This is a genomic window from Siccibacter colletis (genome assembly GCF_000696575.1).
Lineage (GTDB): Bacteria > Pseudomonadota > Gammaproteobacteria > Enterobacterales > Enterobacteriaceae > Siccibacter > Siccibacter colletis.
Window position 1 is genome coordinate 577,779 of sequence record NZ_JMSQ01000006.1, and the last position, 26,319, is coordinate 604,097.

The window sequence follows — 26,319 nt, forward strand, 5'->3', positions numbered from 1 at the left end:
AGGGGAAGCAGTCAGAATAATACCTGCACCAACAGGTAACTCACCACGCAGGCGCTACTTACGCCAATCAGCCCCGGTATGATGAAGCTGTGGTTGAGGATAAATCGGCCGATGCGCGTGGTGCCCGAGCGGTCAAAACCGATGCAGGCCAGATCGCTGGGATAGGTCGGCAGGATAAAATAGCCGTACGATGCGGGAAAGAAAGCCAGCAGCATCTTCGGTTCTACCCCGAGCAGCAAACCCATCGGCGCGACCGCCGTGAGTGCCGCCGCCTGGCTGTTCACCAGCTTGGACACCAGAAACAGCACCAGCGCATAGGTCCAGGGATGGGTTCTTACCACCCCCTGCAGCGCCATTTTCAGTTCATCAAGGTGAGCCTGAAAGAAGGTATCGCTCATCCACGCCACGCCAAATACCGAAAAAATCGCCACCATCCCGGCCTTAAACACCGCGCTGTCAGAGATTGCCGCCGGTTTCACTTTACAGCTCATCAGAATTAGCGCCCCGGCAATTAGCATCAGCATCTGAATCACCAGGTTCATCGACAGCGGTTTAAGCGCCCCTTTGATCTCAAACGCCGGACGCAGTGCCGGAATGGAACCGAGCAGCACCACCACCAGAATCGCGGCAAAGAAGATCCAGGTGGACCACCAGGCCTCACGCGGAAAGCGCTGGCTCAGTAGGGTATCGGTACTGCCGTACACGTATTCCCGCTGCTGCGGATCGGCAATTTTTGCCTGGAACACGGCATCATCGGCTAACTCCTTGCCGCGCCTCAGGCTCCACAGCGCGGCGATGAGCACCCCGGTCAACGAGGCCGGTACCGACACTGCCAGAATCTGTAATATCCCCCACGCCTGGCCGACACCGTGCCCGGCGGCCAGAATCGAGACCAGCGAGACCACCGCCACCGAAACCGGTGAGGCGGTGATCGCCATCTGGGAGGCAATGGACGATACCGCCATCGGCCGTTCGGGACGTATCCCTTTTTTCAGGGCGATGTCCGCGATAATGGGAAACATGGTGTAGACCACATGCCCGGTCCCGCACAGGAAGGTGAGCGTCCAGGTGGTAAAGGGGGCCAGCAGGGTGATGTGCTGAGGATGGCGACGCAGCAGGCGCTCGGCGAACTGCATCATCACGTTTAACCCGCCTGCGGACTGGAGCGTGGCGGCGCAGCCGATGACCGCCAGGATGGTCAGCATCACGTCAACCGGAGGTTTGCCCGGCTCCAGGCCGAAGATAAAGCTAAGAATAAAAAGGCCAATACCGCTGATGAGCCCCAGTCCCATACCGCCGAAGCGCGTTCCCAGCAGCAGACAGAGAATAATGACGATAAATTCAATGACGATCATGACAATCCCTTAATGAAAAGAAGGTTATTGCGAGCATCATGACAAATTTTCGCCGCCTGCTTTGCGAGCGGGATCGGGTTTATAAAATGCTGTAAAAGCAATCACTTAATAACTTAATTTTAACATTTTCTGATAACCACCTCCCATAGCATGACCGCCAGGCGTCGCGGCTCAGTGCATCCGCCACGCATTTCCGTGACCGCGCCGCGATTTTTAACCCACGCTGCTTTCACCCCTGTTTACACTTCGTAACAATAAGCCCCTCTTATCATTGATGGTGTGAATGATGCTGTACCGGAGCGGTTTATGATGCTGTACACGCTGGACAGTTCCTGCCTGGAGCGCGCCCGACGCGCCCTGAGCCGTGGGAGTCACCCGTTAAGCGCGGCGCTGGAACAACTGCGGGTGGATGCCGATCGCATCTGCCGTACGCCGCCGGAAAGCGTGGTGATGAAACTGGCCGCTGCCCCCGGCGGGGATGCACACGATTACTACAGTCTCGCCCCCGATGCCTGGCCTTCCTTATTACGGGGCGACAAACCCTGCTGGCAGCGGCGCGAGGGCATGCTCAATCCTGACGCCGAAAGCGACACGTTTGATGCCGCACGTCTCACCCGCATGGCGAACCGCTGCCTGACGCTGGGCGCTGCCTGGTATTTTACCCGCCAGCGCGTTTACGCTCAGGCTGCCGCAGAACAGATCCGCTGCTGGTTTATCGACCGGGAAACCCGGATGCGTCCTCACCTTAACTTCGGCCATGCTGTTCCCGGCGAGCTGGTTGGGCAGGGGAGCGGGCTGAGCGAGACGCAGCCGCTTTGGATGGTGATGGATACGCTGGGGCTGATTGCCAACTCCGGGGTGCTGGATGACGAGGATGTCGGCGCGCTGCGCCAGTGGTTCGCGGCCTTCAGCCACTGGATGTTTCATACCGACATCGGCTTTGAGGGTTACGCGTGGCACGACTGGCGCGGCACGGCGCATGATGCGCAGCGCGTCGCTTTTTTGCTGTTTTGTCACGATTTCCCGCTGGCGCGGCGTGTGATCCAGCATGGTCTGACCCTGCGGCTGGCGGGCCAGTTCGATCGCGACGGGCGTCAGGCCGCCGCGCTGGACGGCGATCACCCTTTCCGCGCTGCGCTGCATAATCTTGATGCCCATCTGCGGCTTAATCGCTATGCCGAACCGCTGGATATCGACCGCTGGCAGTCGGTAACTCACGCAGGGCGGCTGCGGGCCGGGCTGGATTATCTGCTGCCGTTTGTGCTTGAACCGGAACTGTGGCCGTGGCGCGACGGTGTCGATCGTGATGATGAAACGCTGCTGCGGGTGCTGCTGCAGGCAGTGCGGGGATACGGGACGGGAGCGGAGCGGTATTGCGATGCGCTGGCGGCGCTGCCGCCGACGCAGACTGCCCGCCGGGAATGGTTACTCTGGTATCCCGGCGAGCGTGGGCGTTAGTGCAGGTTAGAGGTGAAGATCGGCAGCAGCGATTTGTCGGTCTGTTCCATGCCCAGACCGGCTTCATTCGCTTTGCGCACTTCTTCAAGCAGCGTGTTAACCAGCAATCCCTCTTCCTGCTGCATCTCTTCCAGCTCGCGCAGGAAGGTCAGGGTTTCAAGATCGTCAGCGTTTTCTGCTTCATGTGCCAGGCGGGACAGGGTTGTCAGACGCAGCTGACAATCCTGCAGCGTCTGGATGTAGATCTCTTCCAGCGAGGTGCAGGCGCTGTTTGGTGTTTCGCTCATGCGTACCACCGGCATGGCGCCGGCATGCTTCATGAAATCAAAGACGCGCATCATCTGCGTCACGTTGCCCTGCGCCTGATGGCGTAAAAACAGGGCGCTACTGTTAAAGCGGTGCGCTGCGCACCACTCGCTCAGCTGAAGGTAAAGGTTAGAAGAGTAAAACTCGCGATTTATCTGAGCGTTAAGCTTTTGTGCCACACCAGCGACTCTCATCGTAATTTCCTTATTTTGCATGCCAGGAGACAGGCGCACATTTCCGGTGCATCAGACCAGGCAATAAGTCGGATGCACATTTCGCGCCATAAAAGGGTGATAAAATAAAGTGTAGATACTCTTCATTAAAAACACGCAGAGAAATTAAAATATTTTTCTGCGCGCTCAATTAATCATACGTGGGGAAATTTACCTTAAGAATAATCTTAATAAAAGAGCGGGAGTGCAACGCTTTGTCATTAAAAGTAGGTAAATTCTTAAAGTTAAGTTTTGTAATATACTGATATATATGCTTATTTATCCGAATGGATGACTGGATATGAAAATTTTTATTTATAAAGATATATCCTCATATTAACCGCGTAATAAGCAGAAAATATATTTTTAGCGCTTCGCTTGTTAATATTTTAGCAGCAGTTAATTAATAAAGCCTCTGGCTAAAACTATACTTTAATTTTCAACTCGGGAGGCCTGATGACGATATCATGCGCAACGCACCTTTTATCTGAACCCTGCGGCGGGGTGCCCAATAATGCACTGCCCCTGATGCTGTATCCCGGTATTGCCGCCGCGGCAACCGGTGATATCGCTGACTGGTTTGAGCAGCGTTTCGACACTAACGGCTGGCCGCCGCGCTGGCGTTATCCGGTATTCACCTATACCCACTTTCACTCTAACACCCATGAAGTGCTGGGGATCTATCAGGGCTCGGCAGAGATCCAGTTTGGTGGCGAAGCGGGGCCGGTGATCGCCGTCAGCAAAGGTGATGCCGTGTTGATCCCGGCAGGCGTGGGCCATAAGCAGATTACCGCCAGCAAAGATTTCATGGCGGTCGGGGCTTACCCGGCGGGATTTTCGCCAGACAAATGTCTCGACCAGCCGGAAAAACTGACGGAAACGCAGCGTAACGTGGCTGAGGTACCGCGTCCGGGGAGCGATCCGCTGTTTGGTGAGGAGGGTGGTATCAACAGCTACTGGACGCCTTGAGTGAGAATATGGAGATAATGGCTGACGCCAGTTTTAATCATCATACATATACAGTCTGATTTATGCCTTAATCCGCTGAATTTATGTACACATTTACTGTAATTCAGCGGTGTGATGTTGCTCTCCTATGGATTTTTAATTTCCCGCTACAACTATCTCCAGCAACGGTGCCGCCACCCTGTGCGGCGCTAATGCCTTGTTTTCGGTCCGATTAATCATTCGCAGTGCGTTTTTACCCTGCACAAAAGCAAGCACAAGCTGGAGCATACCATGCACAAATTCACTAAAGCGCTGGCAGCCATAGGTCTGGCTGCGGTTATGTCACAATCCGCTATCGCGGAAACAATGAAACTCGGTTTTCTGGTGAAGCAGCCAGAAGAACCCTGGTTCCAGACCGAATGGAAATTCGCCGATAAAGCCGGAAAAGATCTGGGCTTCGAAGTGATAAAAATTGCCGTGCCTGACGGTGAAAAAACCCTGAACGCCATCGACAGCCTGGCAGCCAGCGGCGTGAAAGGTTTTGTTATCTGTACGCCCGACCCGAAACTTGGCTCCGCCATTGTCGCAAAAGCCCGCGGATACGACATGAAAGTGATCGCCGTGGATGACCAGTTTGTCACGGCAAAAGGCAAACCGATGGAAACCGTGCCGCTGGTGATGATGGCCGCCACCAAAATTGGCGAGCGCCAGGGGCAGGAACTCTATAAAGAGATGCAGAAGCGCGGCTGGGATGTGAAAGAGACCGCCGTGATGGCAATTACCGCTGATGAACTCGATACCGCCCGTCGCCGCACCTCCGGCTCAATGGACGCGCTGAAGGCCGCTGGCTTCCCGCAAAAACAGATCTATAAAGTTCCCACCAAATCTAATGACATCCCCGGTGCCTTTGATGCCGCTAACTCCATGCTGGTTCAGCACCCGGAAGTGAAGCACTGGCTGGTGGTCGGCATGAACGACAACACCGTGCTCGGCGGCGTGCGCGCGACGGAAGGGCAGGGCTTCAAAGCCGCTGACGTCATCGGGATCGGCATTAACGGCGTGGATGCGGTCAGCGAACTGTCGAAAGGCCAGGCGACCGGCTTCTACGGCTCGCTGCTGCCAAGCCCGGACGTGCACGGCTACAAGTCCAGCGAAATGCTGTTTAACTGGGTGACCAAAGACGTTGAACCGCCAAAATTCACCGAAGTGACCGATGTGGTGCTCATCACCCGCGACAACTTCAAAGAGGAACTGGCGAAGAAAGGCCTCGGCGGCAAGTAACGCGCCGGTGATCCGCCCCTTTGCGGAGGGGCTGTTGCGGCGCCACGCGCCGCTTTGCTTTCTGACAACACCACTCCTTTACTGGATGCGGGAGACGTTATGCAACAACCCACACCCTGGCTCTCCTTTCGCGGCATCGGGAAAACCTTCCCCGGTGTAAAAGCGCTTTCGGATATCAGCTTCGACTGTCACGCCGGGCAGGTCCATGCCCTGATGGGCGAAAACGGTGCCGGTAAATCCACGCTGCTGAAAATTCTCAGCGGCAACTATGCCCCCAGTACCGGCACTATCGCCATCCGCGGCGAGGAGGTGAGCTTCAGTGACACTACCGCTGCGCTGGATGCTGGCGTCGCCATTATCTATCAGGAGCTGCATCTGGTGCCTGAAATGAGCGTTGCGGAAAACATCTATCTCGGCCAGCTACCGCACAAAGCGGGGCTGGTTAACCGCTCGCTGCTCAACTATGAAGCCGGTTTGCAGCTTAAACACCTCGGGCTGGATATCGATCCCGAAACCCCGCTCAAGTATCTCTCCATCGGCCAGTGGCAGATGGTGGAAATTGCCAAAGCGCTGGCGCGCAATGCCAAAATCATTGCCTTTGACGAACCCACCAGCTCACTGTCGGCACGGGAAATTGACAACCTGTTCCGCGTGATCCGCGAGCTGCGCAAAGAGGGACGCGTCATTCTGTATGTCTCTCATCGCATGGAGGAGATCTTTGCCCTCAGCGATGCCATCACCGTGTTTAAAGACGGGCGCTACGTGCGCACCTTTGATGACATGGCGCAGGTGAACCACGATGCGCTGGTGCAGGCGATGGTAGGGCGCGATCTGGGCGACGTGTACGGCTGGCAGCCGCGGGAGCACGGCGCGGAGCGGCTGCGGCTGGAGAACGTGAAAGCCAAAGGCGTGCGCTGCCCGGTGAGCCTGTCTGTGCGACAGGGCGAAATCGTCGGGCTGTTTGGCCTGGTCGGAGCCGGGCGTAGCGAGCTGATGAAAGGCCTGTTCGGCGGCACGCGCATCAGCGACGGGCAGGTGTTCATCGACGGTGAGCCGGTCAATATCCGGCAGCCCGGCGATGCCATTCGCGCCGGGATGATGCTCTGTCCGGAGGATCGCAAAGCCGACGGCATCATCCCGGTGCATTCGGTGCAGGACAACATCAATATCAGCGCCCGACGCAAGCACATCAGCATCGGCTGTCTGATCAACCGTGCCTGGGAAACCAGCAATGCCGATCGTCATATCCGCTCGCTCAACATCAAAACCCCAAATGCGGAACAGCTGATCATGAACCTCTCCGGCGGCAACCAGCAGAAGGCCATTCTGGGGCGCTGGCTGTCTGAAGAGATGAAGGTGATCCTGCTTGATGAGCCGACGCGCGGTATTGATGTCGGGGCTAAACACGAAATTTATAACGTTATCTATGCGCTGGCGGCGCAGGGTGTGGCCGTGCTGTTTGCCTCAAGCGATTTGCCGGAAGTGCTCGGCGTCGCCGACCGCATTCTGGTGATGCGCGAAGGCGAGATCGCCGGGGAGTTACTGCACGAGGAGGCCAGCGAACAGCAGGCGCTCTCACTTGCTATGCCTAAAGTCAGCCAGGCTGTCGCTTAATCAGGAGAGGTTATGTCTTCACTCACTACATCCGGCGCACCGAAGTCTAAGTCGCCGTTTACCTTTGGCCGTATCTGGGATCAGTACGGCATGCTGGTGGTGTTCGCGGTGCTGTTTCTCGCCTGCGCGATTTTTGTCCCTAACTTCGCCACCTTCGTCAATATGAAAGGCCTCGGGCTTGCTATCTCAATGTCGGGGATGGTGGCCTGCGGCATGCTGTTCTGCCTCGCCTCGGGTGATTTCGATCTGTCGGTGGCCTCGGTGATTGCCTGTGCCGGGGTAACGGCGGCGGTGGCCATCAACCTGACGGAAAGCCTGTGGCTGGGTGTGTTTGCCGGGCTGATGCTTGGGGTACTGAGCGGTCTGGTCAACGGCTTTGTCATCGCAAAGCTGAAAATCAATGCCCTGATCACTACCCTGGCGACGATGCAGATCGTGCGCGGTCTGGCCTACATCATCTCCGACGGTAAAGCTGTGGGCATTGAAGATGAGCGCTTCTTCACCCTCGGCTACGCTAACTGGCTGGGGCTGCCGGCACCCATCTGGCTCACCGTCGGCTGCCTGATCATCTTTGGTTTCCTGTTAAATAAAACCACCTTCGGACGCAACACGCTGGCGATTGGTGGCAACGAAGAGGCGGCGCGGCTGGCGGGGGTGCCGGTGGTACGCACCAAAATCATCATCTTCGTGCTCTCAGGCCTGGTGTCTGCTGCCGCAGGGATTATCCTCGCGTCGCGCATGACCAGCGGACAGCCGATGACTTCCATCGGCTATGAACTGATCGTCATCTCGGCCTGCGTGCTGGGTGGGGTTTCTCTGAAAGGCGGCATCGGTAAAATCTCTTATGTCATGGCCGGGATCCTGATTCTGGGTACGGTTGAGAATGCCATGAACCTGCTGAATATCTCCCCGTTCTCGCAGTACGTAGTGCGCGGTTTGATTCTGCTCGCAGCGGTAATATTTGACCGCTACAAGCAGAAAGCGAAGCGTACCGTTTAATTTTTTTCTGCGTTATCTATTCGCTCCGGTTATGGGTCAGGCCTCCGCGCCTGGCCTCTTTTTTTACGCTATTTTTATATTTTTCCCGCTACTGTCATGGCTCGCGGCACAGATAATTCTCATAGCGAGCTCTCAGACACTGTCTATACTTACATGGCTAATGATAATACGGGGTAACCGTTTGGTTATCCCTCAACCTGAAAGGAGGAGAACCTGGTGGCTGAAGATTTACCCGTACCGCCTCTATTAACCGGCAATCTCGCCTTCTTTTTTGACCTGGATGGCACCCTGGCGGAAATCAAACCGCATCCCGATCAAGTTTCTATCCCGCCTGAGGTTCGCGCTATGCTCAAGCGCCTGTCGGAACTTAACGACGGGGCACTGGCACTGATCTCAGGGCGCTCGATGAAAGAGCTGGATAATCTCTCGCTACCGTTCCGTTTCCCGCTGGCTGGCGTACACGGGGCCGAGCGCCGTGATATCAGTGAAAATACCCACCTGGTAACGCTTCCGGCAGAGCTGGTGGCGACCCTGCAGCGCGACCTTGAGCGCGAAATGGCCTTAATGCCCGGCAGCGAACTGGAATCCAAAGGCATGGCCTTTGCGCTGCACTACCGTCAGGCCCCTGAATTCGAAACCCGCATCCTCGAGCTTGCGCGCACCTACGTGCGCCACAATACCTTGCTGGCGCTGCAACCGGGCAAGTGCGTGGTGGAGATCAAACCAAAAGGTATCAGCAAAGGCGCCGCCATTGCGGCATTTATGGATGAAGCGCCTTTTGCCGGACGTCAGCCTGTTTTCGTGGGCGACGACCTGACCGATGAAGCCGGTTTTGAGGTTGTGAACCAGAGGGGCGGCGTCACGATTAAAGTCGGGAAAGGGGATACCATTGCACAGTGGCGTCTGCAGTCCGTCAGAGAGGTTCATCTCTGGCTTGAAAAATTAACCTTGCAGCAAGAACAAGAAAAAAAGCACATCACCGAAAGGAGAGAAGGCTATGAGTCGCTTAGTCGTAGTATCTAATCGTATTGCCCCGCCAGATGATAAAAAGAGTAGCGCCGGTGGGCTGGCGGTAGGAATACTGGGGGCGCTGAAAGCCACAGGTGGACTCTGGTTTGGCTGGAGCGGTGAAATCGGCAATGAGGATGCCCCGCTTAAAAAAGTCAGCAAAGGCAACATTACCTGGGCTTCATTCAATCTCAGTGAAGAAGACCATGAGCAGTATTACAACCAGTTCTCCAACGCGGTACTGTGGCCGGCATTCCACTATCGCCTCGATCTGGTGAACTATCAGCGTGATGCATGGGATGGCTACCAGCGCGTGAATGCGTTGCTGGCGGATAAGCTGCAACCGCTGATTGAAGAGGACGACGTGCTGTGGATCCACGATTATCATCTGCTGCCCTTCGCCAGCGAGCTGCGTAAACGCGGCATCAATAATCGTATCGGCTTCTTCCTGCACATTCCGTTCCCGACCCCGGAAATCTTCAATGCGCTGCCGCCGCACACCGAGCTGCTTGAAGCGCTGTGCGATTACGATCTGCTGGGCTTCCAGACCGAGAACGACCGTCTGGCGTTCCTTGACAGCCTGGCGCTACAGACTCGCGTCTTTACCCGCGGCAGTAAAAACCATACCGCCTGGGGGAAAGAGTTCCAGACCGAAGTCTATCCTATCGGTATCGAGCCGAACGAAATCGCCGAACAGGCCGCCGGCCCACTACCGCCCAAGCTGGCGCAGCTTAAAAACGAGCTGGGCAGCGTGAAGAATATCTTCTCGGTGGAGCGTCTGGACTACTCCAAAGGCCTGCCGGAACGCTTCCTGGCGTTTGAAGCACTGCTGGAGAAGTATCCGGAGCACCACGGTCAGATCCGCTATACCCAGATTGCGCCAACCTCGCGTGGCGACGTGCAGGCCTATCAGGACATTCGTCACCAGCTGGAGACCGAAGCAGGGCGCATCAACGGGAAATACGGCCAGCTTGGCTGGACCCCGCTCTACTACTTAAACCAGCACTTTGACCGCAAGCTGCTGATGAAAGTGTTCCGTCATGCTGACGTCGGGCTGGTGACGCCGCTGCGTGACGGGATGAACCTGGTAGCCAAAGAGTATGTCGCCGCCCAGGACCCTGAAAATCCGGGTGTGCTGGTGCTGTCGCGCTTTGCCGGGGCTGCCAATGAACTCACCTCCGCGCTGCTGGTGAACCCCTACGATCGCGACGACGTGGCGAACGCGCTGCATCGCGCGCTGACCATGCCGCTGGCAGAACGTATCTCCCGTCACAGCGAGATGCTGGATATTATTCGTGATAATGATATCGATCACTGGCAGAGGACGTTTATCAAAGATCTAAAGGGGGTAACGCCACGTAGCGAAGAGAGTACGCTACAAAAAAATGTGGCGACCTTCCCGAAACTGGCCTGAGATAACGGCTGACAGAAAACAGGCTCACGGAGGTGAGCCTGTTTTGTTTTCAGAGGGGGACCAGCAGCACATCGACCCGGCTGGCGGATACCACGCGTCGCGCTGAGCAGGTCACTTTATTGAATAACGTCTGGTTATGGTTCCCGCACACCACCAGATCCACGCCATGCTCCTCGCAGGCCGCCAGAATATGTTCGCTAAGCTCCCCGCTGGCGATGGTGGTTTTCCATACTGGATACCCCGCCTGTGTCGTCAGCTCATCCAGAAACAGCTGCGTCTCTTCCTGCATTAACCCGCGCAGGTTATCCAGCATCGGTGCCCCCAGCTGGTTGTAAAGCTCTGGATCGGCGGCCAGCGTCAGCAGCGAGATCCGCCCGCCGGTGGGTTTAACGACGGAAACGGCTTTGGCGACCAGACGATGACTCTCCGGGGTGACGGCAACCGCCACCAGCACATGTTGATAGCTCACATTACCTCCTTTTAAACCCTTACTCTTAAGGGGAGTTATCCGGTCATACACCCTGTTAAATCCGTGTGCAAGAGGGAGGGAAGGGCAAACTGTGAGTGATTTCATAAAAAATCATTAATTATTCTTATGGAAAGAAATAGTCCATCCGCTTTTAACAATCGAAGCGCAAATTTATTCATAAGGATTTACACAACTTTGCACGAAAATGTTAACTACTTCAGGTAATCAATTAACATCGACCTCATCATAACGGAGCGTGATAGCTCAAAAAAAGAGGTAACTTAACCTACTGATTTTAGTAGTTATACGGTAACAAAGATTGCATCAAATTGTCACAAACCCAGAGCTGGTGCCGCTTGCAGGCCGGTTGGCTCTGTGCGAAGTGGTTAAAGAGTGTTTCACTGAATGGCTATTCGTCGTTCAGGAATAGTAAAGGGTGTAATTCGTACATAAATTGAGCAAATGAACAGTCTCGCTGATGGTTTGCTTGCGTTATTTGGTGAAAAAGTGTGATATAGATCACATAATTTCTAAAATTCATTCATAATCACGTTGTATGTGCCAGGGCTGACGAGTACAGTTTGCTCGAATTAGGAAAAGTCTTAGATTTTTGTAAGAAAATGATGAACGACGAGTGAACATAGTGACAGGGAACGGACATCGCGTCGAAAACGACTTCTCTCGTAAGCAACGCAAAGTTCACCGATGCATTTGGCCTTAACGATTGTTTTTCTTTTTTACCGGGTATTACCCGGCGACATCACGGGGTGCGGTTGACACCGCATAAAATAAAAGTTGGTTATTCGGGATGGGAAAAATGCACGCCTCCGAGTTGCTGAAGCATATTTATGACATCAACCTGTCATATTTATTACTCGCTCAGCGTCTGATTAGTCAGGATAAAGCGTCAGCTATGTTTCGTCTGGGGATCACAGATGATATGGCAGCCACGCTCGGTGAATTAACGTTACCTCAGATGGTTAAATTGGCAGAAACCAATCAGCTTATTTGTCAGTTTCGTTTCAGCGACAATCAGACTATCACGCGTTTAACGCAGGAATCTCGCGTAGACGATTTACAGCAAATTCATACCGGGATTTTATTATCTACGCGTTTGCTTAATGAATCGTCATCCACAGAAGATGTGGTCAGGAAGAAAAGGGCTTAAGCCATGGGCGAGAAGAGTATTGTTCAGGAAGCTCGCGACATCCAGCTGGCAATGGAATTAATCACGCTGGGTGCGCGTTTACAAATGCTCGAAAGTGAAACTCAGTTAAGCCGCGGACGCTTAATTAAGCTTTACAAAGAACTGCGTGGGAGCCCTCCGCCGAAAGGCATGCTTCCTTTCTCCACTGACTGGTTTATGACCTGGGAGCAAAATATCCACGCTTCCATGTTCTGTAACGCCTGGCAGTACCTGCTGCGCACTGGTTTATGTACCGGTGTTGATGCGGTTATCAAAGCCTACCGTTTGTACCTTGAGCAGTGCCCCGAGCAGGAGAACGGGCCGCTCCTGGCGCTTACCCGCGCCTGGACGCTGGTGCGTTTTGTCGAGAGCGGCATGCTTGAGCTGTCCCGTTGCAACTCCTGTAACGGCAATTTCATTACCCACGCGCATCAGCCTGCCGGCAGCTTCGCCTGCAGTTTGTGCCAGCCTCCTTCCCGCGCGGTAAAAAGACGTAAACTTTCCCGGGAAGGTGCCGATATTAATCCACAACTGCTGGATGAACAGGTCGAAAAGGCCGTTTAACAGTTCGGTGTGGTGAACACTCCAGCAGCGGTAAGCAATTACCGCTGCTTTTTTTTACCCCAACGAACCCCATAAACGGGCGTCACCTGCAACTCCTCAATGTATTCAACAGCGTAAGGATGATGTCGTGCTGATTTTAATAGGTTATCTGGTCGTAATCGGAACAGTATTCGGCGGTTATATGATGACCGGCGGACACCTTGGGGCACTTTATCAACCGGCGGAATTAGTCATTATCGGCGGCGCGGGTATTGGTGCTTTTATTGTGGGTAACAACGGCAAGGCTATTAAAGCCACGCTTAAGGCGCTGCCGCTGTTATTTCGCCGTTCCAAGTATACCAAAAGTATGTATATGGACCTGATGGCGCTGCTGTATCGCCTGATGGCTAAATCTCGTCAGCAGGGAATGTTTTCCCTCGAACGTGATATTGAAAATCCAAAAGAAAGCGAAATATTCGCCAGCTATCCGCGTATTCTCGCTGACACCGTAATGCTCGAATTCATCGTTGATTATCTCCGTCTGATTATTAGCGGAAATATGAATACCTTTGAAATTGAAGCATTAATGGATGAAGAAATCGAAACCCATGAAAGCGAATGTGAAGTGCCGGCGAACAGCCTGGCGATGGTCGGGGATTCCCTGCCGGCATTCGGTATCGTGGCGGCGGTGATGGGGGTAGTTCACGCCCTTGCCTCGGCGGACCGTCCGGCAGCAGAGCTGGGGGCGCTGATCGCTCACGCGATGGTGGGAACCTTCCTCGGTATTCTGCTGGCGTATGGTTTTATTTCACCGTTGGCCAGCGTACTGCGCCTGAAAAGCGCCGAAACCACCAAGATGATGCAGTGCGTGAAAGTGACGCTGCTCTCCAGCCTCAATGGTTACGCGCCGCCAATCGCGGTTGAGTTCGGTCGTAAAACGCTTTACTCCAGCGAACGTCCTTCCTTCATCGAGCTGGAAGAGCACGTGCGCGCCGTGAGATCGCCTAACCAACAGCAGGTGACAGAGGACGCATGAAGCATCAAAGCAGACCCATTGTCGTCGTAAAACGGCGCAAACATAAAGGTCACGGCGGCGGCGGCGGACATGGCTCCTGGAAGATTGCGTACGCTGACTTTATGACAGCAATGATGGCCTTCTTTCTGGTGATGTGGCTTATCTCCATCGCCAGTCCGAAGGAGCTGACGCAGATTGCGGACTACTTCCGCACGCCGCTTGCCCAGGCCATCACCGGTGGTCAGCGTATTGCCGACAGTGAGAGTCCGATTCCGGGCGGTGGGGATGACGTCACGCAGCAGCAGGGCGAAGTGAAAAAGCAGCCCAACATCGACGAGCTGAAAAAGCGCATGGATGACACCCGCCTGCGCAAGCTGCGCGGCGACCTGGATCAGCTGATTGAAGCCGACCCGAAACTGCGTGCACTGCGCCCGCACCTGAAGATTGACCTGGTGCAGGAAGGGCTGCGTATTCAGATTATCGACAGCCAGAACCGACCGATGTTTAAAACCGGCAGTGCGGAAGTAGAGCCCTACATGCGCGACATTTTGCGCGCTATCGCCCCGGTACTGAACGGCATTCAGAACAAAATCAGCCTGTCCGGGCACACCGATGACCTGCCGTATGCAGGCGGTGAGCGCGGCTACAGCAACTGGGAACTTTCAGCGGACCGCGCCAACGCCTCGCGCCGCGAGCTGGTGGTCGGCGGCCTTGATGACGGCAAAGTACTGCGCGTTGTCGGGATGGCTGCCACCATGCGCCTGGCGGATCAGGGGGCTGATGCAGCGCTTAACCGCCGTATCAGTCTGCTGGTACTGAACAAGAAGTCCGAAGAGGCAATCGTGCACGAAAACGCAGAAAGCGAAAACCAGTCACTGAGCGCCATTGAACAACCGGGAGCCGTGCCCCCGGTAACAGAACCGACACAGCAACAACCAGGTACGAGGTGATACCGTGAGCATGGATATCAGCGATTTTTATCAGACATTTTTTGACGAAGCTGACGAACTGTTAGCGGATATGGAGCAGCACCTGCTGGATCTTGTGCCGGAAGCACCTGATTCCGAACAGCTCAATGCAATTTTTCGCGCCGCACACTCCATCAAGGGTGGCGCCGGAACCTTCGGGTTCACCATTTTGCAGGAAACCACGCACTTAATGGAAAACCTGCTTGATGAAGCGCGCCGCGGTGAGATGCAACTGAACACCGATATCATCAACCTGTTTTTGGAAACCAAAGATATTATGCAAGAACAGCTCGACGCCTATAAAAGCTCAGAGCAGCCGGATCAGGCCAGCTTCGAGTATATCTGCCAGGCGCTGCGTCAACTTGCGCTGGAAGCGAAAGGTGAAGCCCCGGCTGCTGCGGCACATGCCGCTCAGCTGACGGTGGTGGCCGATGCCGCACCGGCGGGCGCTGACAGCAAACTGCGCGTCACCCTGAGCAAGCTCAAGGCGGGGGAAGTGGACGTGCTGCTGGAGGAGCTTGGCAACCTCGGCACCCTGACGCAGATCGAGAAGGGCAGCGACACCCTGAGTGCGACCATTGGCGGTATCAGCGAAGACGACATCACGGCGGTGCTGTGCTTCGTCATCGAACCGGATCAGATTGCCTTTGAACCGGCTCCGGCGGAAGCCGCAACCCCTGCCGCAGTGGAAACACCGGCTCCTGCTCCGGCAGCGGCCCCGGCGCTTAAAGCGGTGCCGACGGAGGGCGCAGCCCCACGCGCCGAACGTGAAAACAAACCGGCCGCGCGCGCCAGCGAATCCACCAGTATCCGCGTCGCGGTAGAGAAGGTTGACCAGCTGATTAACCTGGTCGGCGAACTGGTGATTACCCAGTCGATGCTGGCCCAGCGCTCTAATGAGCTGGACCCGGTCACCCACGGCGACCTGATCACCAGCATGAGTCAGTTACAACGTAACGCCCGCGATCTGCAGGAATCGGTGATGTCCATCCGTATGATGCCGATGGAATACGTCTTCAGCCGCTTCCCGCGTCTGGTGCGCGATCTGGCCGGTAAACTCGGCAAACAGGTCGAACTGACCCTGCAGGGCAGCTCTACCGAACTCGATAAGAGCCTGATAGAACGTATTATCGACCCGTTAACGCACCTGGTGCGTAACAGCCTCGACCACGGCATTGAGTCGCCGGAAAAACGCGAAGCCGCGGGTAAATCCCCGGTGGGTAACCTCATCCTGGCCGCTGAACACCAGGGCGGGAACATCTGCATTGAAGTCACCGACGACGGCGCAGGGCTGAACCGCGAGCGCATTCTGGCGAAGGCGATGTCCCAGGGCATGGCGGTGAGCGAAAACATGACCGACGAAGAAGTGGGCATGCTGATCTTCGCCCCGGGCTTCTCCACCGCTGAGCAGGTGACCGATGTCTCCGGCCGTGGCGTGGGCATGGACGTGGTGAAACGTAACATCCAGGAGATGGGTGGACACGTTGAGATCCAGTCTAAGCAGGGCGCGGGCACGACCATCCGTATTCTGCTGCCGCTGACCCTCGCCATCCTCGACGGCATGTCAGTGAAAGTGAACAACGAAGTCTTCATCCTGCCGCTTAACGCGGTAATGGAATCGCTCCAGCCGCTGGAGGACGATCTGCATCCGCTGGCCGGAGGCGAGCGCGTGCTGGAAGTCCGCGGTGAGTACCTGCCGCTGGTCGAGCTGTGGAAAGTATTTAATGTTCAGGGTGCGAAAACCGAAGCGACCCAGGGCATCGTGGTGATTCTGCAAAGCGCGGGACGTCGTTACGCGCTGCTGGTGGACCAGCTGATTGGTCAGCACCAGGTGGTGGTGAAAAACCTGGAGAGCAACTATCGCAAGGTGCCTGGCATCTCTGCTGCCACCATTCTGGGTGACGGTAGCGTGGCGCTGATCGTCGATATTTCTGCCCTGCAGGGTTTGAACCGTGAACAACGTGTGGCGGGCGCTGCCGCCTGATTTTGAGATTAAGAAGGTAAACACATGACCGGTATGAGCAACGTGACAAAACTGGCCGGCGAGCCGTCAGGCCAGGAATTCCTGGTCTTCACCCTCGGGGATGAAGAGTACGGTATCGATATTTTAAAAGTGCAGGAAATCCGTGGTTACGACCAGGTGACCCGCATCGCTAACACCCCGGAGTTTATTAAAGGGGTGACCAACCTGCGCGGTGTTATCGTGCCTATCGTCGACCTGCGCGTGAAGTTCAATCAGCAGGACGTCGAGTATAACGACAATACCGTGGTGATCGTGCTGAACCTCGGCCAGCGCGTGGTGGGTATCGTGGTTGACGGCGTGTCTGACGTGCTGTCGCTGAATGCCGATCAGATCCGCCCGGCGCCGGAGTTCGCGGTGACCCTCTCTACCGAATATCTCACCGGCCTCGGTGCGGTAGGCGAGCGGATGCTGATCCTGGTCCACATCGAGAAGCTGCTCAACAGCGAAGAGATGGCCCTGATCGACACCGCCGCTGCGCACGTCGCGTAACTATTTACGGTGCGATACATTAAGGTATCGCACCGCTTCTTTAAGTACCGCTAAACTCTCCGCTTTTTTTGTTGCAGTAACCACTTTCATTAAATGTGACTGCGATCATGGACTAATGAATATATCCTCTTTTTTGACCTCTTTTGCACTCATTTTTCCTCATTAACCCTTTGTTATAAATAGTTTTTCTTCGTTATACGCCTCTGTGCTGAGCTGCGCTTGTTTTGATGGTGATTTTGGCCTGCCTAATCTAAATTTTTTTTAACAACCTTTAACATCTGGCACATCCAGAAACATTCTGAAGGCTAATCGAAACCAGGGATGCCGGCGGCATCGTCAACACGAGGTAAGTATGATGAACTCACGCCTTTTACTTGCGCTTAGCGCCAGCAGCTTGTTGCTCGCTACTTCAGTGAGCCATGCGGTGACCAGCAGCGGGACGATTACGGCGTCGCTGACATTGACTAACGGTTGCCTGATCAACGGCTCGCCCAGTCAGAACGGTATTAACTTCGGTACCCTGAACTTTGGTACCCAGGCTGCTACCTTCAGCACCCTGACCACGCAGTTGACCGGTGCCAACGGCGGTAACACCTTCACCATTCAGTGTACGACGACCGACTACACCGTCCAGATCACCGGCAGCACCAACACCGCGCCGGGCACGGTGGTCGGTACTCCGGGCACCCCGGCACGCTACATGATCAACACCACTAACGCGGCGCAGGGCGTGGCCTACAGCCTCTACAGCGACAGCGCGTTCAACAACGTGATTGCCAACAACACCTCAATTCCGGCGGCGTCCACCGCGGGCGGCGTTGACAGCTACACCATCTATGGCCGTATCACCGGCGGCGGTAACAGCGTGACTGTGGTGCCGGGCACATACAACGACACCATCAACGTCAGCGTAACCTACTAATCACTCTTCAGGTGGTAACCGTCAATCGACAGGCAGCCCTTCGGGGCTGTCGAGGGGAGCGTTTTGCCCGAAATGTGCCGCTACGCGATTCTGGGAACGCTGCTGCTGAGCAGCGCAGCCGCGTTCGGCATCACCACGCAGAATTTTCAGGTGAGTGCCACCATCACACCCGGCTGCTCCGTCACCAGCGGTACCGGCGGGGTATACGGCACCCTGAACTTCGGCACCCGCAGTGGGGTGGACGGCAGCCGGGTGACGACCAGCTTTATTCCCAATACCTCGCTGTCGCTGGCCTGTACGCCAGGCGTGGCGCTGAGTATGAGCATCAACGGCGGTCAGAATTACACCACGGTACGGCGTATGCTGCGCAACGGCGGCACCCAGGCGGTTCCGTACCGGCTCTATACCAGCAGTTCGCTGGCTGCCAATACCGAGATCGGCGTCAATCAGGCGGTCTCACTGAGTTACACCAACAGCAATAACATTACGCTGCCCATCTTTGGCGCGGCGCAGTTAACCGGGTTCAGCCCGGCAGGAAATTATACCGATCAACTTACCGTGACATTGTCATGGTAATCAGGGAGAAGTGACATGACACCACGTGGGTTATCCGCATGCGCCTTGCTGAGCGGCTTGCTCATCGCCGGGCAGGCTGGTGCCGCCAGCAACCTGTTAATCTGGCCTATCGACCCCTATTTTGCCCCGGAAGATAAAGCCGCTGAACTCTGGTTACAGAATCAGGGCAACCAGGCCACAACCATGCAGGTGCGCATCGTTCGCTGGCGGCAGGAGAATGGCAATGAACGCTACGAGCAGCAGCAGGATGTGGTCGCCAGCCCGCCGATTGTCCGGGTCGAAGGGGGCAGTAAACAGCTTATTCGCCTGATTAAACAGAGCACCGTTCCGGCCGGCATTGAGCAGGCTTACCGCATCGTTGTCGATGAAATCCCACAGCCTGACGCCGCCCGCGACCCGAAAATCGGCCTGAAACTCCAGATGCGTTACTCCATTCCGCTGTTCGTCTACGGCCAGGGGATGGCGACCCAGCGTACCGGGGCGCACCACGCGTTTGTTAACCCCGGCGATCTCAGCTGGCGCGTGGTCAACGATGGCGGCCAGCGTGCGGTTCAGGTCACTAACCGGGGCGATGTACATGTGCGGCTCAGCAAGGTGACCGTCACCCAGGGCGGCCAGCGGCGGGAGATGGCGCAGGGTCTGCTGGGGTATGTGCTGCCCCACAGTGTGCGTAACTTCCCGCTGCCTGCCGGTACGCCGAGCCCCAACCAGCTCTCCGCTTCCATCAATGCGCATGATGCAAAATGGCAAACCGCGCCTGCGCCCTGACCACGCTGTCGGTCGCGACGGTTATCGCCACGGCGCCTCCTGCCGCGCAGGCGGCGAACGGGGATGATGCGCTGCCGCCACCGCCGGATGTGCGTGCGATCAACGCCCGCGCCACGTACCATCTCGGGCTGGTGGTCAACCACTACGATACCGGGCAACTGGTGCAGGCTACCCGCCGCGAGGGCGATTTTTATGTGGCGATTGACGATCTGAAACGCGCCGGTATCCCCGCCGAGCACCTGCCGGCAGGCGGGGAGGTCAACGTCTCGCGCCTGCCGGAGGTACAGACCGATTACGACAGCACCCGCCAGCGACTGCTGCTCACCGTACCCAACCACTGGCTGCCGGCGCGGGATATTACGCTCGGGCAGGATCAGGAGGCGGTTACGCCTCGTAACAGCACCGGGGCGCTGCTCAACTACGACTTCTATACCAACGATACGCAAAACAGCGGCAGCCAGGCCTCACTCTGGCACGAGCTGCGCTTTTTCAGCGATGTCGGCACGCTCTCCAGCACCGGTATCGCCCGGCAGACGTTCCGGGGCTACACCAGTCAGGCCAACGGTTATCGCCGCTACGACACCACTTTCACCGCCACCGATGAGCGAGACACCGTCAGCTGGTCAGTGGGGGACGTGATCAGCGACTCGCTGAGCTGGAGCAGCAGCGTGCGTATGGGCGGGCTCTCCTGGGGGCGCGACTTCTCGCTGCGCCCGGATCTGATCACCTATCCGCTGCCGGCGTTCTCCGGCGAAGCGGCGGTGCCGAGCACTGTGGACGTGTTCATCAACGGCTACCGCTCCGGCTCAACCGATCTCCAGCCCGGCCCGTTCACCCTGACCAATCTGCCCTACGTGAACGGTTCGGGGAATGCGGTGCTGGTCACCACCGATGCGCAGGGGCGGCAGGTCTCCACCACGCTGCCGTTCTACGTTGCCAGCGACCTGTTAAAACAGGGCTTGTCCGACGGGGCGTTTACCCTCGGCGCACTGCGCCGCAACTACGGCATCAAGGATTTCGACTATGGCCCGGCGGCGGGCAGCGGGTCGCTGCGCTACGGGGTCACTGACTGGTGGACCGCCGAAGCCCATACCGAAGGCGCTGAATCCCTTGCGCTGGGGGGCGTCGGCTCGATGTTTCGTCTCGGCCAGTTTGGGGTGGTTAACGGTGCCATCAGCCAGAGCCGGATGCGCGGCGAGCAGGGCCAGCAGGTCAACTGGGGCTATCAGTACAACGGCTCGTGGTTCAATATCAGCACCCAACACACCCTGCGCGATCGCCGCTTCGGCAACCTGGCGCTCTACGATCTGCAGCCGGTTTACGATATTAATCGCCAGCCCATCTCCACCCTCAGCCGCACCTCGGACCAATACACCTTTAGCCTGAATATGGGGCGCTACGGCAACCTCGGCGCGGCGTACATTGACGTGCGCAGCTTCGATGATGAAAAGACCCGGCTGCTCAACCTCTCCTGGAGTAAAAACTTCTGGGACAGCAGCTTTTACGTGGCCGCCAGTCACGACCCGGATAAAGAGGGCTGGACCGTGGCAATGTCGCTGCAGATCCCGTTCGGCAGCCTCGACAGCGTTGCGCTGAGCGTGGACAACTCGCGTGATACCGGCACCAGTACCCGGGTTAACTACAATCACGCCATGCCGAGCGACGGCGGCTTTAGCTGGGATCTGGCCTATGCCAACCAGAGTCGTAACGACGACTATCAGCAAGCCTCGCTGGGCTGGCGCAATAATGATATTGAGCTGCAGGGCGGTATCTATGGTGAGAGCGGCAGCTATACGCGCTGGGGTCAGGCCAGCGGTGCGCTGGTGGTGATGGATAAATCGGTATTCGCTGCCAACCAGATCAACGATGCCTTTGCGGTGGTCAGCACCAACGGTCAGCCGGACGTCACGGTGAATTTCGAAAACCAGCCGGCAGGGCAGACCGATGAAGATGGCTATCTGCTGGTGAGTAGCGTGACCTCTTACTACCCGGCGAACTACAGCATTAACACCCTTAATCTGCCAGCGGACACCCGCATCAAAGACACCGAGCGCCGTATCGCCATCAAACGCGGCAGCGGCTACGTGATCGAATTCCCGATGGATCAGGAGCGGGTCGCCAGCGTCATTCTGCATGATGAGAACGGCGAGCCGCTGCCAGTATCGAGCCAGGTGATCCGCCCGATGCTGCCGTCGGCCATCGTCGGCTATGACGGCATCGCCTGGCTGGAAAATATCAGCGACGTTAACCATCTCACGGTCACGACCCCGGACGGGCGACGCTGCAACGTCACCTTTGCTGCGGCCAGTGATACCGGCCATCAGCTGCGTACCTACGGGCCGGTTATCTGTAAAGAGGAGTCACGCTAATGCGCCGTTTACTCTGGGCACTGTTACTGCTGGTGGGCCTGTGCCAGACGGCGCAGGCCGTCTGTACGCTGACGCCGCCTTCCACCGCCTCGTTCGGTACCCGTACGTCATTTGTTATTAACAGCACGGTACTGGACACCAGCGCCACCTTTAACCTTGACTGTACTGCTGTGCTGACGCTGCTTACCAACGATTTTATTCGCCTGACCTATGTCAGTTCGACTAACCCGGTGGGAACCCGCGGCACCCTGCGCAATACCGCCAACACCGACAGCATTCCTTTCGTGGTGTGCAGCCAGGCCAACTGCGCTGCGCCCGGGGAGATTGCTACAGCCGGAAGTTATACCTGGAGCGGCAACCAGCTGCTGGGCCTGTTGTCGGGCAAACGCTACGCGCTGCCGTTCTACTTTCGCACCGTTGCCGGGCAAAACATCAGCGCCGGCACCTACCAGGCGACGCTCAACTTCCGTCTCGACTACAGCATCTGCGAAACCGGGATAGCGGTCTGTCTATCCGCCCAGACCGGTAGCCCGACCTTTAGCATGACGCTGAATGTGATCGTCACCAACGACTGCTCCACCATCAACGCCCCGGCGGTAAGCTTCGGCAGCGCACCGCTGGTGCAGAACTTTGCCGCAGTGACCCAGAATATCGTCATCACCTGCACCAAAGGCAGTGCCTACACCGTGGGGCTGAACAACGGGCTGTATGCCAACGGCAACGTGCGCAATATGGCCTCAACCACCACGCCGGCAAACCGTCTGAGCTACGAGGTTTATAAGGGCAATACCAACACCCGCTGGGGCATCAGCGGTACGGAACGCTGGGCCAGCACCGCCTCGTCATCAATCAGTACTGACCAGCTCAGCCGCACCTATAACTACACCGCCCGGGTATTGCCCACACAAACCACGCCGCCAGGCGGAACCTACACCGATACTCTGGTGGTCGATGTCGCCTTCTGAGGTGCTTTCTGCGGCGCCCCGTGGGCGCCAGATTTCCTGTAGTTTGAGGTAAAGTTCCCTTCCCGGATGCCGATAACACCGATAACGAATTAATCGAAAGGTGTTGTATGTTGAATCGTATCCGGGTTGTCACACTGCTGATGTTGGTGCTGGTTGTATTCGCGTGCTTACAGCTTCTTTCCGGCAGTCTTTTTTTCTCCTCGCTGAACAGCAATCAGCAGAGCTTTGCCGCCTCCAATAGCCTGCGCATGCAGCAGGCCGCACTGACCCAGACCTGGGAGCTGATGCTCCAGACTCGCATCAACCTCAGCCGCTCCTCGGCGCGCATGATGATGGACCCTGCCAACCAGCAGAGCAGCGCCAAAACCGATCTGCTTAACAATGCTAAAGCCTCGCTGGCGGAAGCCGGGCAGCGCTATGCCGCGTTTCGCAATATTGCTCCGGTCGCGGGCATGGAAGCGGTGAGCGCCGCGCTGGACAGCGATTACCAGAAATACGCCGGCGCGCTGGGCGAGCTGGTGCAGTATCTGGAAACCGGCAACATGGATGCCTTCTTTGCCCAGCCTACTCAGGGAATGCAGAACGCGCTCGATAAGTCCATTGAGGCCTACAGCAAGCAGGGCGATGCCATCTATCAGGCGGCGTTCAGCGACAGCCAGGCGGATTATCAGTTCGCCAAATGGCAGACCGGCATCCTCGCCGTGGCGCTGGTGATCGTGCTGGCGCTGGTGTGGTACGGCATTCGTCACATCCTGCTAAACCCGCTGGCCACCGTTATCGCTCACATTCGCGAGATTGCCGCTGGCAACCTGACCGGGACGCTGGCTGCGAACGGGCGTAACGAGATCACCGAGCTGGCGGTCAGCGTGCAGCATATGCAGCAGGAGCTGATTACGACCGTCACCAGCGTGCGTCAGGGCACCGATGCTATCTACAGCGGCACCAGTGAAATCGCCGCCGGGAATAACGATCTCTCCTCGCGCACCGAACAGCAGGCCGCTTCGCTGGAGCAGACCGCGGCCAGCATGGAGCAGCTGACCGCCACCGTGAAGCAGAATGCCGACAACGCCCGCCAGGCCACGCAACTGGCAAGCAGCGCCTCGGAAACCGCCGCCCGCGGCGGAAAAGTGGTGGATGGTGTGGTGAAAACCATGCACGACATCGCCGCCAGTTCGAAAAAAATCGCCGACATTACCGGGGTTATCGACGGGATTGCCTTCCAGACCAATATCCTGGCGCTTAACGCGGCGGTAGAAGCCGCCCGCGCCGGTGAGCAGGGCCGTGGCTTTGCGGTGGTTGCCGGGGAAGTGCGCAATCTCGCCAGCCGAAGCGCCAATGCGGCAAAAGAAATTAAAGCTCTGATTGAAGATTCTGTCTCTCGTGTCGATACCGGTTCAGTGCTGGTCGAATCGGCAGGGGAGACGATGAACGACATCGTCAGCGCGGTGACGCGCGTTACCGACATCATGGGCGAAATTGCCTCCGCGTCGGATGAGCAAAGCCGGGGTATAGACCAGGTGGCGCTGGCGGTGACGGAGATGGATCGCGTTACGCAGCAGAACGCCTCGCTGGTGGAAGAGTCCGCCGCGGCGGCAGCAGCGCTGGAAGAGCAGGCCAGCCGCCTGAGTCAGGCAGTGGCAGCATTCCGGCTTAACGCGCAACGCAGCGCCAGGGATACGGTAACACGAAGCAGTGCTGACTATTTGCCAGCGTCCGCGCCGGCCTTAACCCAACAAAAACCGGCGATGGCCGGGCAGGACGATAACTGGGAAACCTTCTGATAACGACACGACGGCGTGACGCCGCATAAGGGAACGTTGATGTTGAACCGTATTCGTATCTCGACCAGTCTTTTTTTGATTCTGATTGTGTGTGGCGTTTTACAAATTGGCAGTAATGGTTTGTCCTTCTGGGCTTTTCGTGACGACTTTCAGAACCTGAAAACGGTCGAGACGAGCAACCTTCAACGCGATACCCTGGCGCAGAGCCGCGCGGCCTTGTTACAGGCCAGCACCGCCCTGAGTCGTGCCGGTACTCTGACGGCGCTGAGCTACCCGGCGGAGGACATCAAAGCGCTGATGACCACCGCGCGTGCCAGCATGCAGAAAGCGGACGGCGTGTTTAAACAGTTTGCCGCCAGCGAGCCGGCGACCGACACCGCGGCGACCCTGACTGCCGCGACAACCAAAAGCTATACCGCCTGGCGTGAGGATCTTGAGCATCAGGCCACCTGGCTTGAGAGTAATCAGCTTTCCGACTTTCTGACCGCGCCGGTGCAGCAGTCGCAGGATGCCTTTGAAGCGAGCTTCAACGCCTGGCAGCAGTACATCAACCACTTTGTGGTGAGCGCCAGCGAAGACAGCAAAAAGAACTACCAGATCTCGGGGATTATTTTTGCCGTGGTGACGGTGATTGCCCTGCTGCTCATGGCCGGGGCGCTGCTGTGGTCGAAAGTGATGCTGGTGCAGCCGCTGGCGATTATCCGCAGCCACTTTGAGAGCATCGCGGCGGGAAATCTGGCGCGGCCCATTGCCGTGTACGGACGCAACGAGATCTCGGAGATCTTCGACGGCCTGAAACATATGCAGACCTCGCTGCGCGACACCGTAAGCCAGGTGCGTAACGGCAGCCATGCGATGCATACCGGCATCGGTGAAATTGCCGCCGGCAATAACGATCTGTCGTCGCGTACCGAACAGCAGGCGGCCTCGCTGGCGCAGACCGCGGCCAGCATGGAACAGCTGACTGCCACCGTGGGCCAGAACGCGGACAACGCCCGTCAGGCAGCGAAGCTGTCGCAGAACGCGGCACAAACCGCAGAGCAGGGCGGCGAGCAGACCGCGCGCATGGCGCGCACCATGCACGAGATTGAAGCCAGCTCGCAAAAGATTGGTGACATCACCAGCGTGATTGACGGCATCGCGTTCCAGACCAACATCCTGGCGCTCAACGCGGCGGTGGAAGCCGCCCGCGCCGGTGAGCAGGGACGCGGATTCGCGGTCGTGGCCGGGGAAGTGCGTAACCTCGCCAGCCGGAGCGCCGATGCGGCAAAAGAGATCAAAGTGCTGATCGACGAGTCCGTGGCACGCGTCCAGCAGGGCAGCGTGCTGGTGGATACCGCGTCCACCACCATGGCGGACATTGTCCGCTCGGTCACGCAGGTTAACGACATTATGGGGGAGATCGCTTCTGCCTCAGACGAACAACGCCGCGGCATCGAACAGGTTGCCCAAGCAGTAAGCCAGATGGATCAGGTTACTCAGCAGAACGCCGCGCTTGTGGAAGAGGCTGCGGCGGCCACGGATGCACTGGCAAATCAGGCTGACCACCTTACGACTCTGGTGGCAGCATTTCAGCTCGACCACGCGCAGGTGCGCGAGGAGAAGCAGGTACCGTTTGACGCGGTGCCGGTTACACCCTGACGGTAATAA

Annotated in this window: 23 protein-coding genes; 20 read left to right on the top strand and 3 right to left on the bottom strand. The window is 57.0% G+C overall.

All coding sequences use genetic code 11. The features are described from left to right. Positions 1-11: 11 nt before the first annotated feature. The gene (locus ET34_RS0108390; protein ID WP_031521124.1) at positions 12-1,355 is read right to left on the bottom strand and encodes an anaerobic C4-dicarboxylate transporter; all 1,344 of its coding nucleotides are present in this window, start codon (positions 1,353-1,355) and stop codon (positions 12-14) included. Between the two features lie 306 nt (positions 1,356-1,661). On the opposite strand from ET34_RS0108390, the gene ET34_RS0108395 reads away from it, so the two are divergent. After that, a complete protein-coding gene (locus tag ET34_RS0108395) occupies positions 1,662-2,813 on the top strand; it encodes an alginate lyase family protein (protein WP_031521126.1) in 1,152 nt (383 codons plus the stop codon). On the opposite strand, the gene ET34_RS0108400 is transcribed toward ET34_RS0108395, so the two are convergent. Further along, positions 2,810-3,313, bottom strand: coding sequence for a non-heme ferritin-like protein (locus ET34_RS0108400; RefSeq protein WP_031521128.1), 504 nt, complete (start codon positions 3,311-3,313; stop codon positions 2,810-2,812). The genes ET34_RS0108395 and ET34_RS0108400 overlap by 4 nt on opposite strands. Positions 3,314-3,787: 474 nt before the next feature. On the opposite strand from ET34_RS0108400, the gene ET34_RS0108405 reads away from it, so the two are divergent. From ET34_RS0108405 to otsA, 6 genes are all read left to right on the top strand, one after another. Then, positions 3,788-4,300 (top strand): cupin domain-containing protein, encoded by a 513-nt coding sequence (locus ET34_RS0108405; protein WP_031521130.1) that lies wholly within the window; start codon positions 3,788-3,790, stop codon positions 4,298-4,300. A gap of 270 nt (positions 4,301-4,570) precedes the next feature. Further along, a complete protein-coding gene (araF, locus tag ET34_RS0108410; protein ID WP_031521131.1) occupies positions 4,571-5,560 on the top strand; it encodes an arabinose ABC transporter substrate-binding protein AraF in 990 nt (329 codons plus the stop codon). Between the two features lie 99 nt (positions 5,561-5,659). After that, positions 5,660-7,174, top strand: a complete 1,515-nt coding sequence (araG, locus tag ET34_RS0108415; protein ID WP_031521133.1) for an L-arabinose ABC transporter ATP-binding protein AraG — start codon at positions 5,660-5,662, stop codon at positions 7,172-7,174. Positions 7,175-7,186: 12 nt separating this feature from the next. Further along, complete coding sequence (araH, locus tag ET34_RS0108420) at positions 7,187-8,173, top strand: L-arabinose ABC transporter permease AraH (protein ID WP_031521134.1); 987 nt, start codon at positions 7,187-7,189, stop codon at positions 8,171-8,173. 216 nt (positions 8,174-8,389) lie between these two features. Continuing rightward, positions 8,390-9,196, top strand: coding sequence for a trehalose-phosphatase (otsB, locus tag ET34_RS0108425; RefSeq protein ID WP_031521136.1), 807 nt, complete (start codon positions 8,390-8,392; stop codon positions 9,194-9,196). Further along, positions 9,171-10,595, top strand: coding sequence for an alpha,alpha-trehalose-phosphate synthase (otsA, locus tag ET34_RS0108430; RefSeq protein WP_031521138.1), 1,425 nt, complete (start codon positions 9,171-9,173; stop codon positions 10,593-10,595). Before otsB ends, otsA begins: the two co-directional genes overlap by 26 nt. A gap of 49 nt (positions 10,596-10,644) precedes the next feature. Here the strand turns inward: otsA and uspC are convergent, their stop codons facing one another. After that, complete coding sequence (gene uspC / locus ET34_RS0108435; RefSeq protein ID WP_031521140.1) at positions 10,645-11,064, bottom strand: universal stress protein UspC; 420 nt, start codon at positions 11,062-11,064, stop codon at positions 10,645-10,647. A gap of 817 nt (positions 11,065-11,881) precedes the next feature. Here uspC and flhD point away from each other — a divergent pair. The 13 genes from flhD (at position 11,882) to tap (ending at position 26,310) form a co-directional block, all read left to right on the top strand. Beyond that, positions 11,882-12,232: a flagellar transcriptional regulator FlhD gene (gene flhD, locus ET34_RS0108440; protein ID WP_031521141.1), complete on the top strand. Its 351-nt coding sequence runs from the start codon at positions 11,882-11,884 to the stop codon at positions 12,230-12,232. A 3-nt stretch (positions 12,233-12,235) separates the two neighbouring features. Then, positions 12,236-12,814, top strand: coding sequence for a flagellar transcriptional regulator FlhC (flhC, locus tag ET34_RS0108445; protein ID WP_031521143.1), 579 nt, complete (start codon positions 12,236-12,238; stop codon positions 12,812-12,814). A 127-nt stretch (positions 12,815-12,941) separates the two neighbouring features. Then, on the top strand, positions 12,942-13,829 hold the full coding sequence (motA, locus tag ET34_RS0108450; protein ID WP_031521145.1) for a flagellar motor stator protein MotA: 888 nt from the start codon (positions 12,942-12,944) through the stop codon (positions 13,827-13,829). Beyond that, positions 13,826-14,758, top strand: a complete 933-nt coding sequence (gene motB / locus ET34_RS0108455; RefSeq protein ID WP_031521147.1) for a flagellar motor protein MotB — start codon at positions 13,826-13,828, stop codon at positions 14,756-14,758. The genes motA and motB overlap by 4 nt, the downstream gene beginning before the upstream one ends. Before the next feature lie 10 nt (positions 14,759-14,768). Continuing rightward, entirely contained in the window at positions 14,769-16,760 is a 1,992-nt protein-coding gene (gene cheA, locus ET34_RS0108460; RefSeq protein WP_031521149.1) for a chemotaxis protein CheA, read from the top strand. A 24-nt stretch (positions 16,761-16,784) separates the two neighbouring features. After that, on the top strand, positions 16,785-17,288 hold the full coding sequence (gene cheW / locus ET34_RS0108465; protein WP_024549656.1) for a chemotaxis protein CheW: 504 nt from the start codon (positions 16,785-16,787) through the stop codon (positions 17,286-17,288). A gap of 355 nt (positions 17,289-17,643) precedes the next feature. Continuing rightward, a complete protein-coding gene (locus ET34_RS0108470) occupies positions 17,644-18,210 on the top strand; it encodes a spore coat protein U domain-containing protein (RefSeq protein WP_031521151.1) in 567 nt (188 codons plus the stop codon). A 72-nt stretch (positions 18,211-18,282) separates the two neighbouring features. Continuing rightward, on the top strand, positions 18,283-18,786 hold the full coding sequence (locus ET34_RS0108475; protein WP_051640502.1) for a Csu type fimbrial protein: 504 nt from the start codon (positions 18,283-18,285) through the stop codon (positions 18,784-18,786). 15 nt (positions 18,787-18,801) lie between these two features. Then, positions 18,802-19,554, top strand: a complete 753-nt coding sequence (locus tag ET34_RS0108480) for a fimbrial biogenesis chaperone (RefSeq protein ID WP_031521155.1) — start codon at positions 18,802-18,804, stop codon at positions 19,552-19,554. Further along, the gene (locus ET34_RS0108485) at positions 19,530-21,923 is read left to right on the top strand and encodes a fimbria/pilus outer membrane usher protein (RefSeq protein ID WP_051640503.1); all 2,394 of its coding nucleotides are present in this window, start codon (positions 19,530-19,532) and stop codon (positions 21,921-21,923) included. Before ET34_RS0108480 ends, ET34_RS0108485 begins: the two co-directional genes overlap by 25 nt. Further along, complete coding sequence (locus tag ET34_RS0108490) at positions 21,923-22,888, top strand: Csu type fimbrial protein (RefSeq protein WP_031521159.1); 966 nt, start codon at positions 21,923-21,925, stop codon at positions 22,886-22,888. Before ET34_RS0108485 ends, ET34_RS0108490 begins: the two co-directional genes overlap by 1 nt. A gap of 107 nt (positions 22,889-22,995) precedes the next feature. Continuing rightward, on the top strand, positions 22,996-24,669 hold the full coding sequence (gene tar, locus ET34_RS0108495; protein ID WP_031521161.1) for a methyl-accepting chemotaxis protein II: 1,674 nt from the start codon (positions 22,996-22,998) through the stop codon (positions 24,667-24,669). Between the two features lie 39 nt (positions 24,670-24,708). Further along, complete coding sequence (gene tap, locus ET34_RS0108500; protein WP_031521163.1) at positions 24,709-26,310, top strand: methyl-accepting chemotaxis protein IV; 1,602 nt, start codon at positions 24,709-24,711, stop codon at positions 26,308-26,310. Positions 26,311-26,319: the final 9 nt, after the last annotated feature.

Coding starts and splice junctions, on each gene's coding strand:
- ET34_RS0108390 (WP_031521124.1), bottom strand. CDS start 1,355: ATGATCGTCATTGAATTTATCGTCATTATTCTCTGTCTGCTGCTGGGA.
- ET34_RS0108395 (WP_031521126.1), top strand. CDS start 1,662: ATGATGCTGTACACGCTGGACAGTTCCTGCCTGGAGCGCGCCCGACGC.
- ET34_RS0108400 (WP_031521128.1), bottom strand. CDS start 3,313: ATGAGAGTCGCTGGTGTGGCACAAAAGCTTAACGCTCAGATAAATCGC.
- ET34_RS0108405 (WP_031521130.1), top strand. CDS start 3,788: ATGACGATATCATGCGCAACGCACCTTTTATCTGAACCCTGCGGCGGG.
- araF (WP_031521131.1), top strand. CDS start 4,571: ATGCACAAATTCACTAAAGCGCTGGCAGCCATAGGTCTGGCTGCGGTT.
- araG (WP_031521133.1), top strand. CDS start 5,660: ATGCAACAACCCACACCCTGGCTCTCCTTTCGCGGCATCGGGAAAACC.
- araH (WP_031521134.1), top strand. CDS start 7,187: ATGTCTTCACTCACTACATCCGGCGCACCGAAGTCTAAGTCGCCGTTT.
- otsA (WP_031521138.1), top strand. CDS start 9,171: ATGAGTCGCTTAGTCGTAGTATCTAATCGTATTGCCCCGCCAGATGAT.
- flhD (WP_031521141.1), top strand. CDS start 11,882: ATGCACGCCTCCGAGTTGCTGAAGCATATTTATGACATCAACCTGTCA.
- flhC (WP_031521143.1), top strand. CDS start 12,236: ATGGGCGAGAAGAGTATTGTTCAGGAAGCTCGCGACATCCAGCTGGCA.
- motB (WP_031521147.1), top strand. CDS start 13,826: ATGAAGCATCAAAGCAGACCCATTGTCGTCGTAAAACGGCGCAAACAT.
- cheA (WP_031521149.1), top strand. CDS start 14,769: ATGGATATCAGCGATTTTTATCAGACATTTTTTGACGAAGCTGACGAA.
- cheW (WP_024549656.1), top strand. CDS start 16,785: ATGACCGGTATGAGCAACGTGACAAAACTGGCCGGCGAGCCGTCAGGC.
- ET34_RS0108470 (WP_031521151.1), top strand. CDS start 17,644: ATGAACTCACGCCTTTTACTTGCGCTTAGCGCCAGCAGCTTGTTGCTC.
- ET34_RS0108475 (WP_051640502.1), top strand. CDS start 18,283: ATGTGCCGCTACGCGATTCTGGGAACGCTGCTGCTGAGCAGCGCAGCC.
- ET34_RS0108480 (WP_031521155.1), top strand. CDS start 18,802: ATGACACCACGTGGGTTATCCGCATGCGCCTTGCTGAGCGGCTTGCTC.
- ET34_RS0108485 (WP_051640503.1), top strand. CDS start 19,530: ATGGCAAACCGCGCCTGCGCCCTGACCACGCTGTCGGTCGCGACGGTT.
- ET34_RS0108490 (WP_031521159.1), top strand. CDS start 21,923: ATGCGCCGTTTACTCTGGGCACTGTTACTGCTGGTGGGCCTGTGCCAG.
- tar (WP_031521161.1), top strand. CDS start 22,996: ATGTTGAATCGTATCCGGGTTGTCACACTGCTGATGTTGGTGCTGGTT.
- tap (WP_031521163.1), top strand. CDS start 24,709: ATGTTGAACCGTATTCGTATCTCGACCAGTCTTTTTTTGATTCTGATT.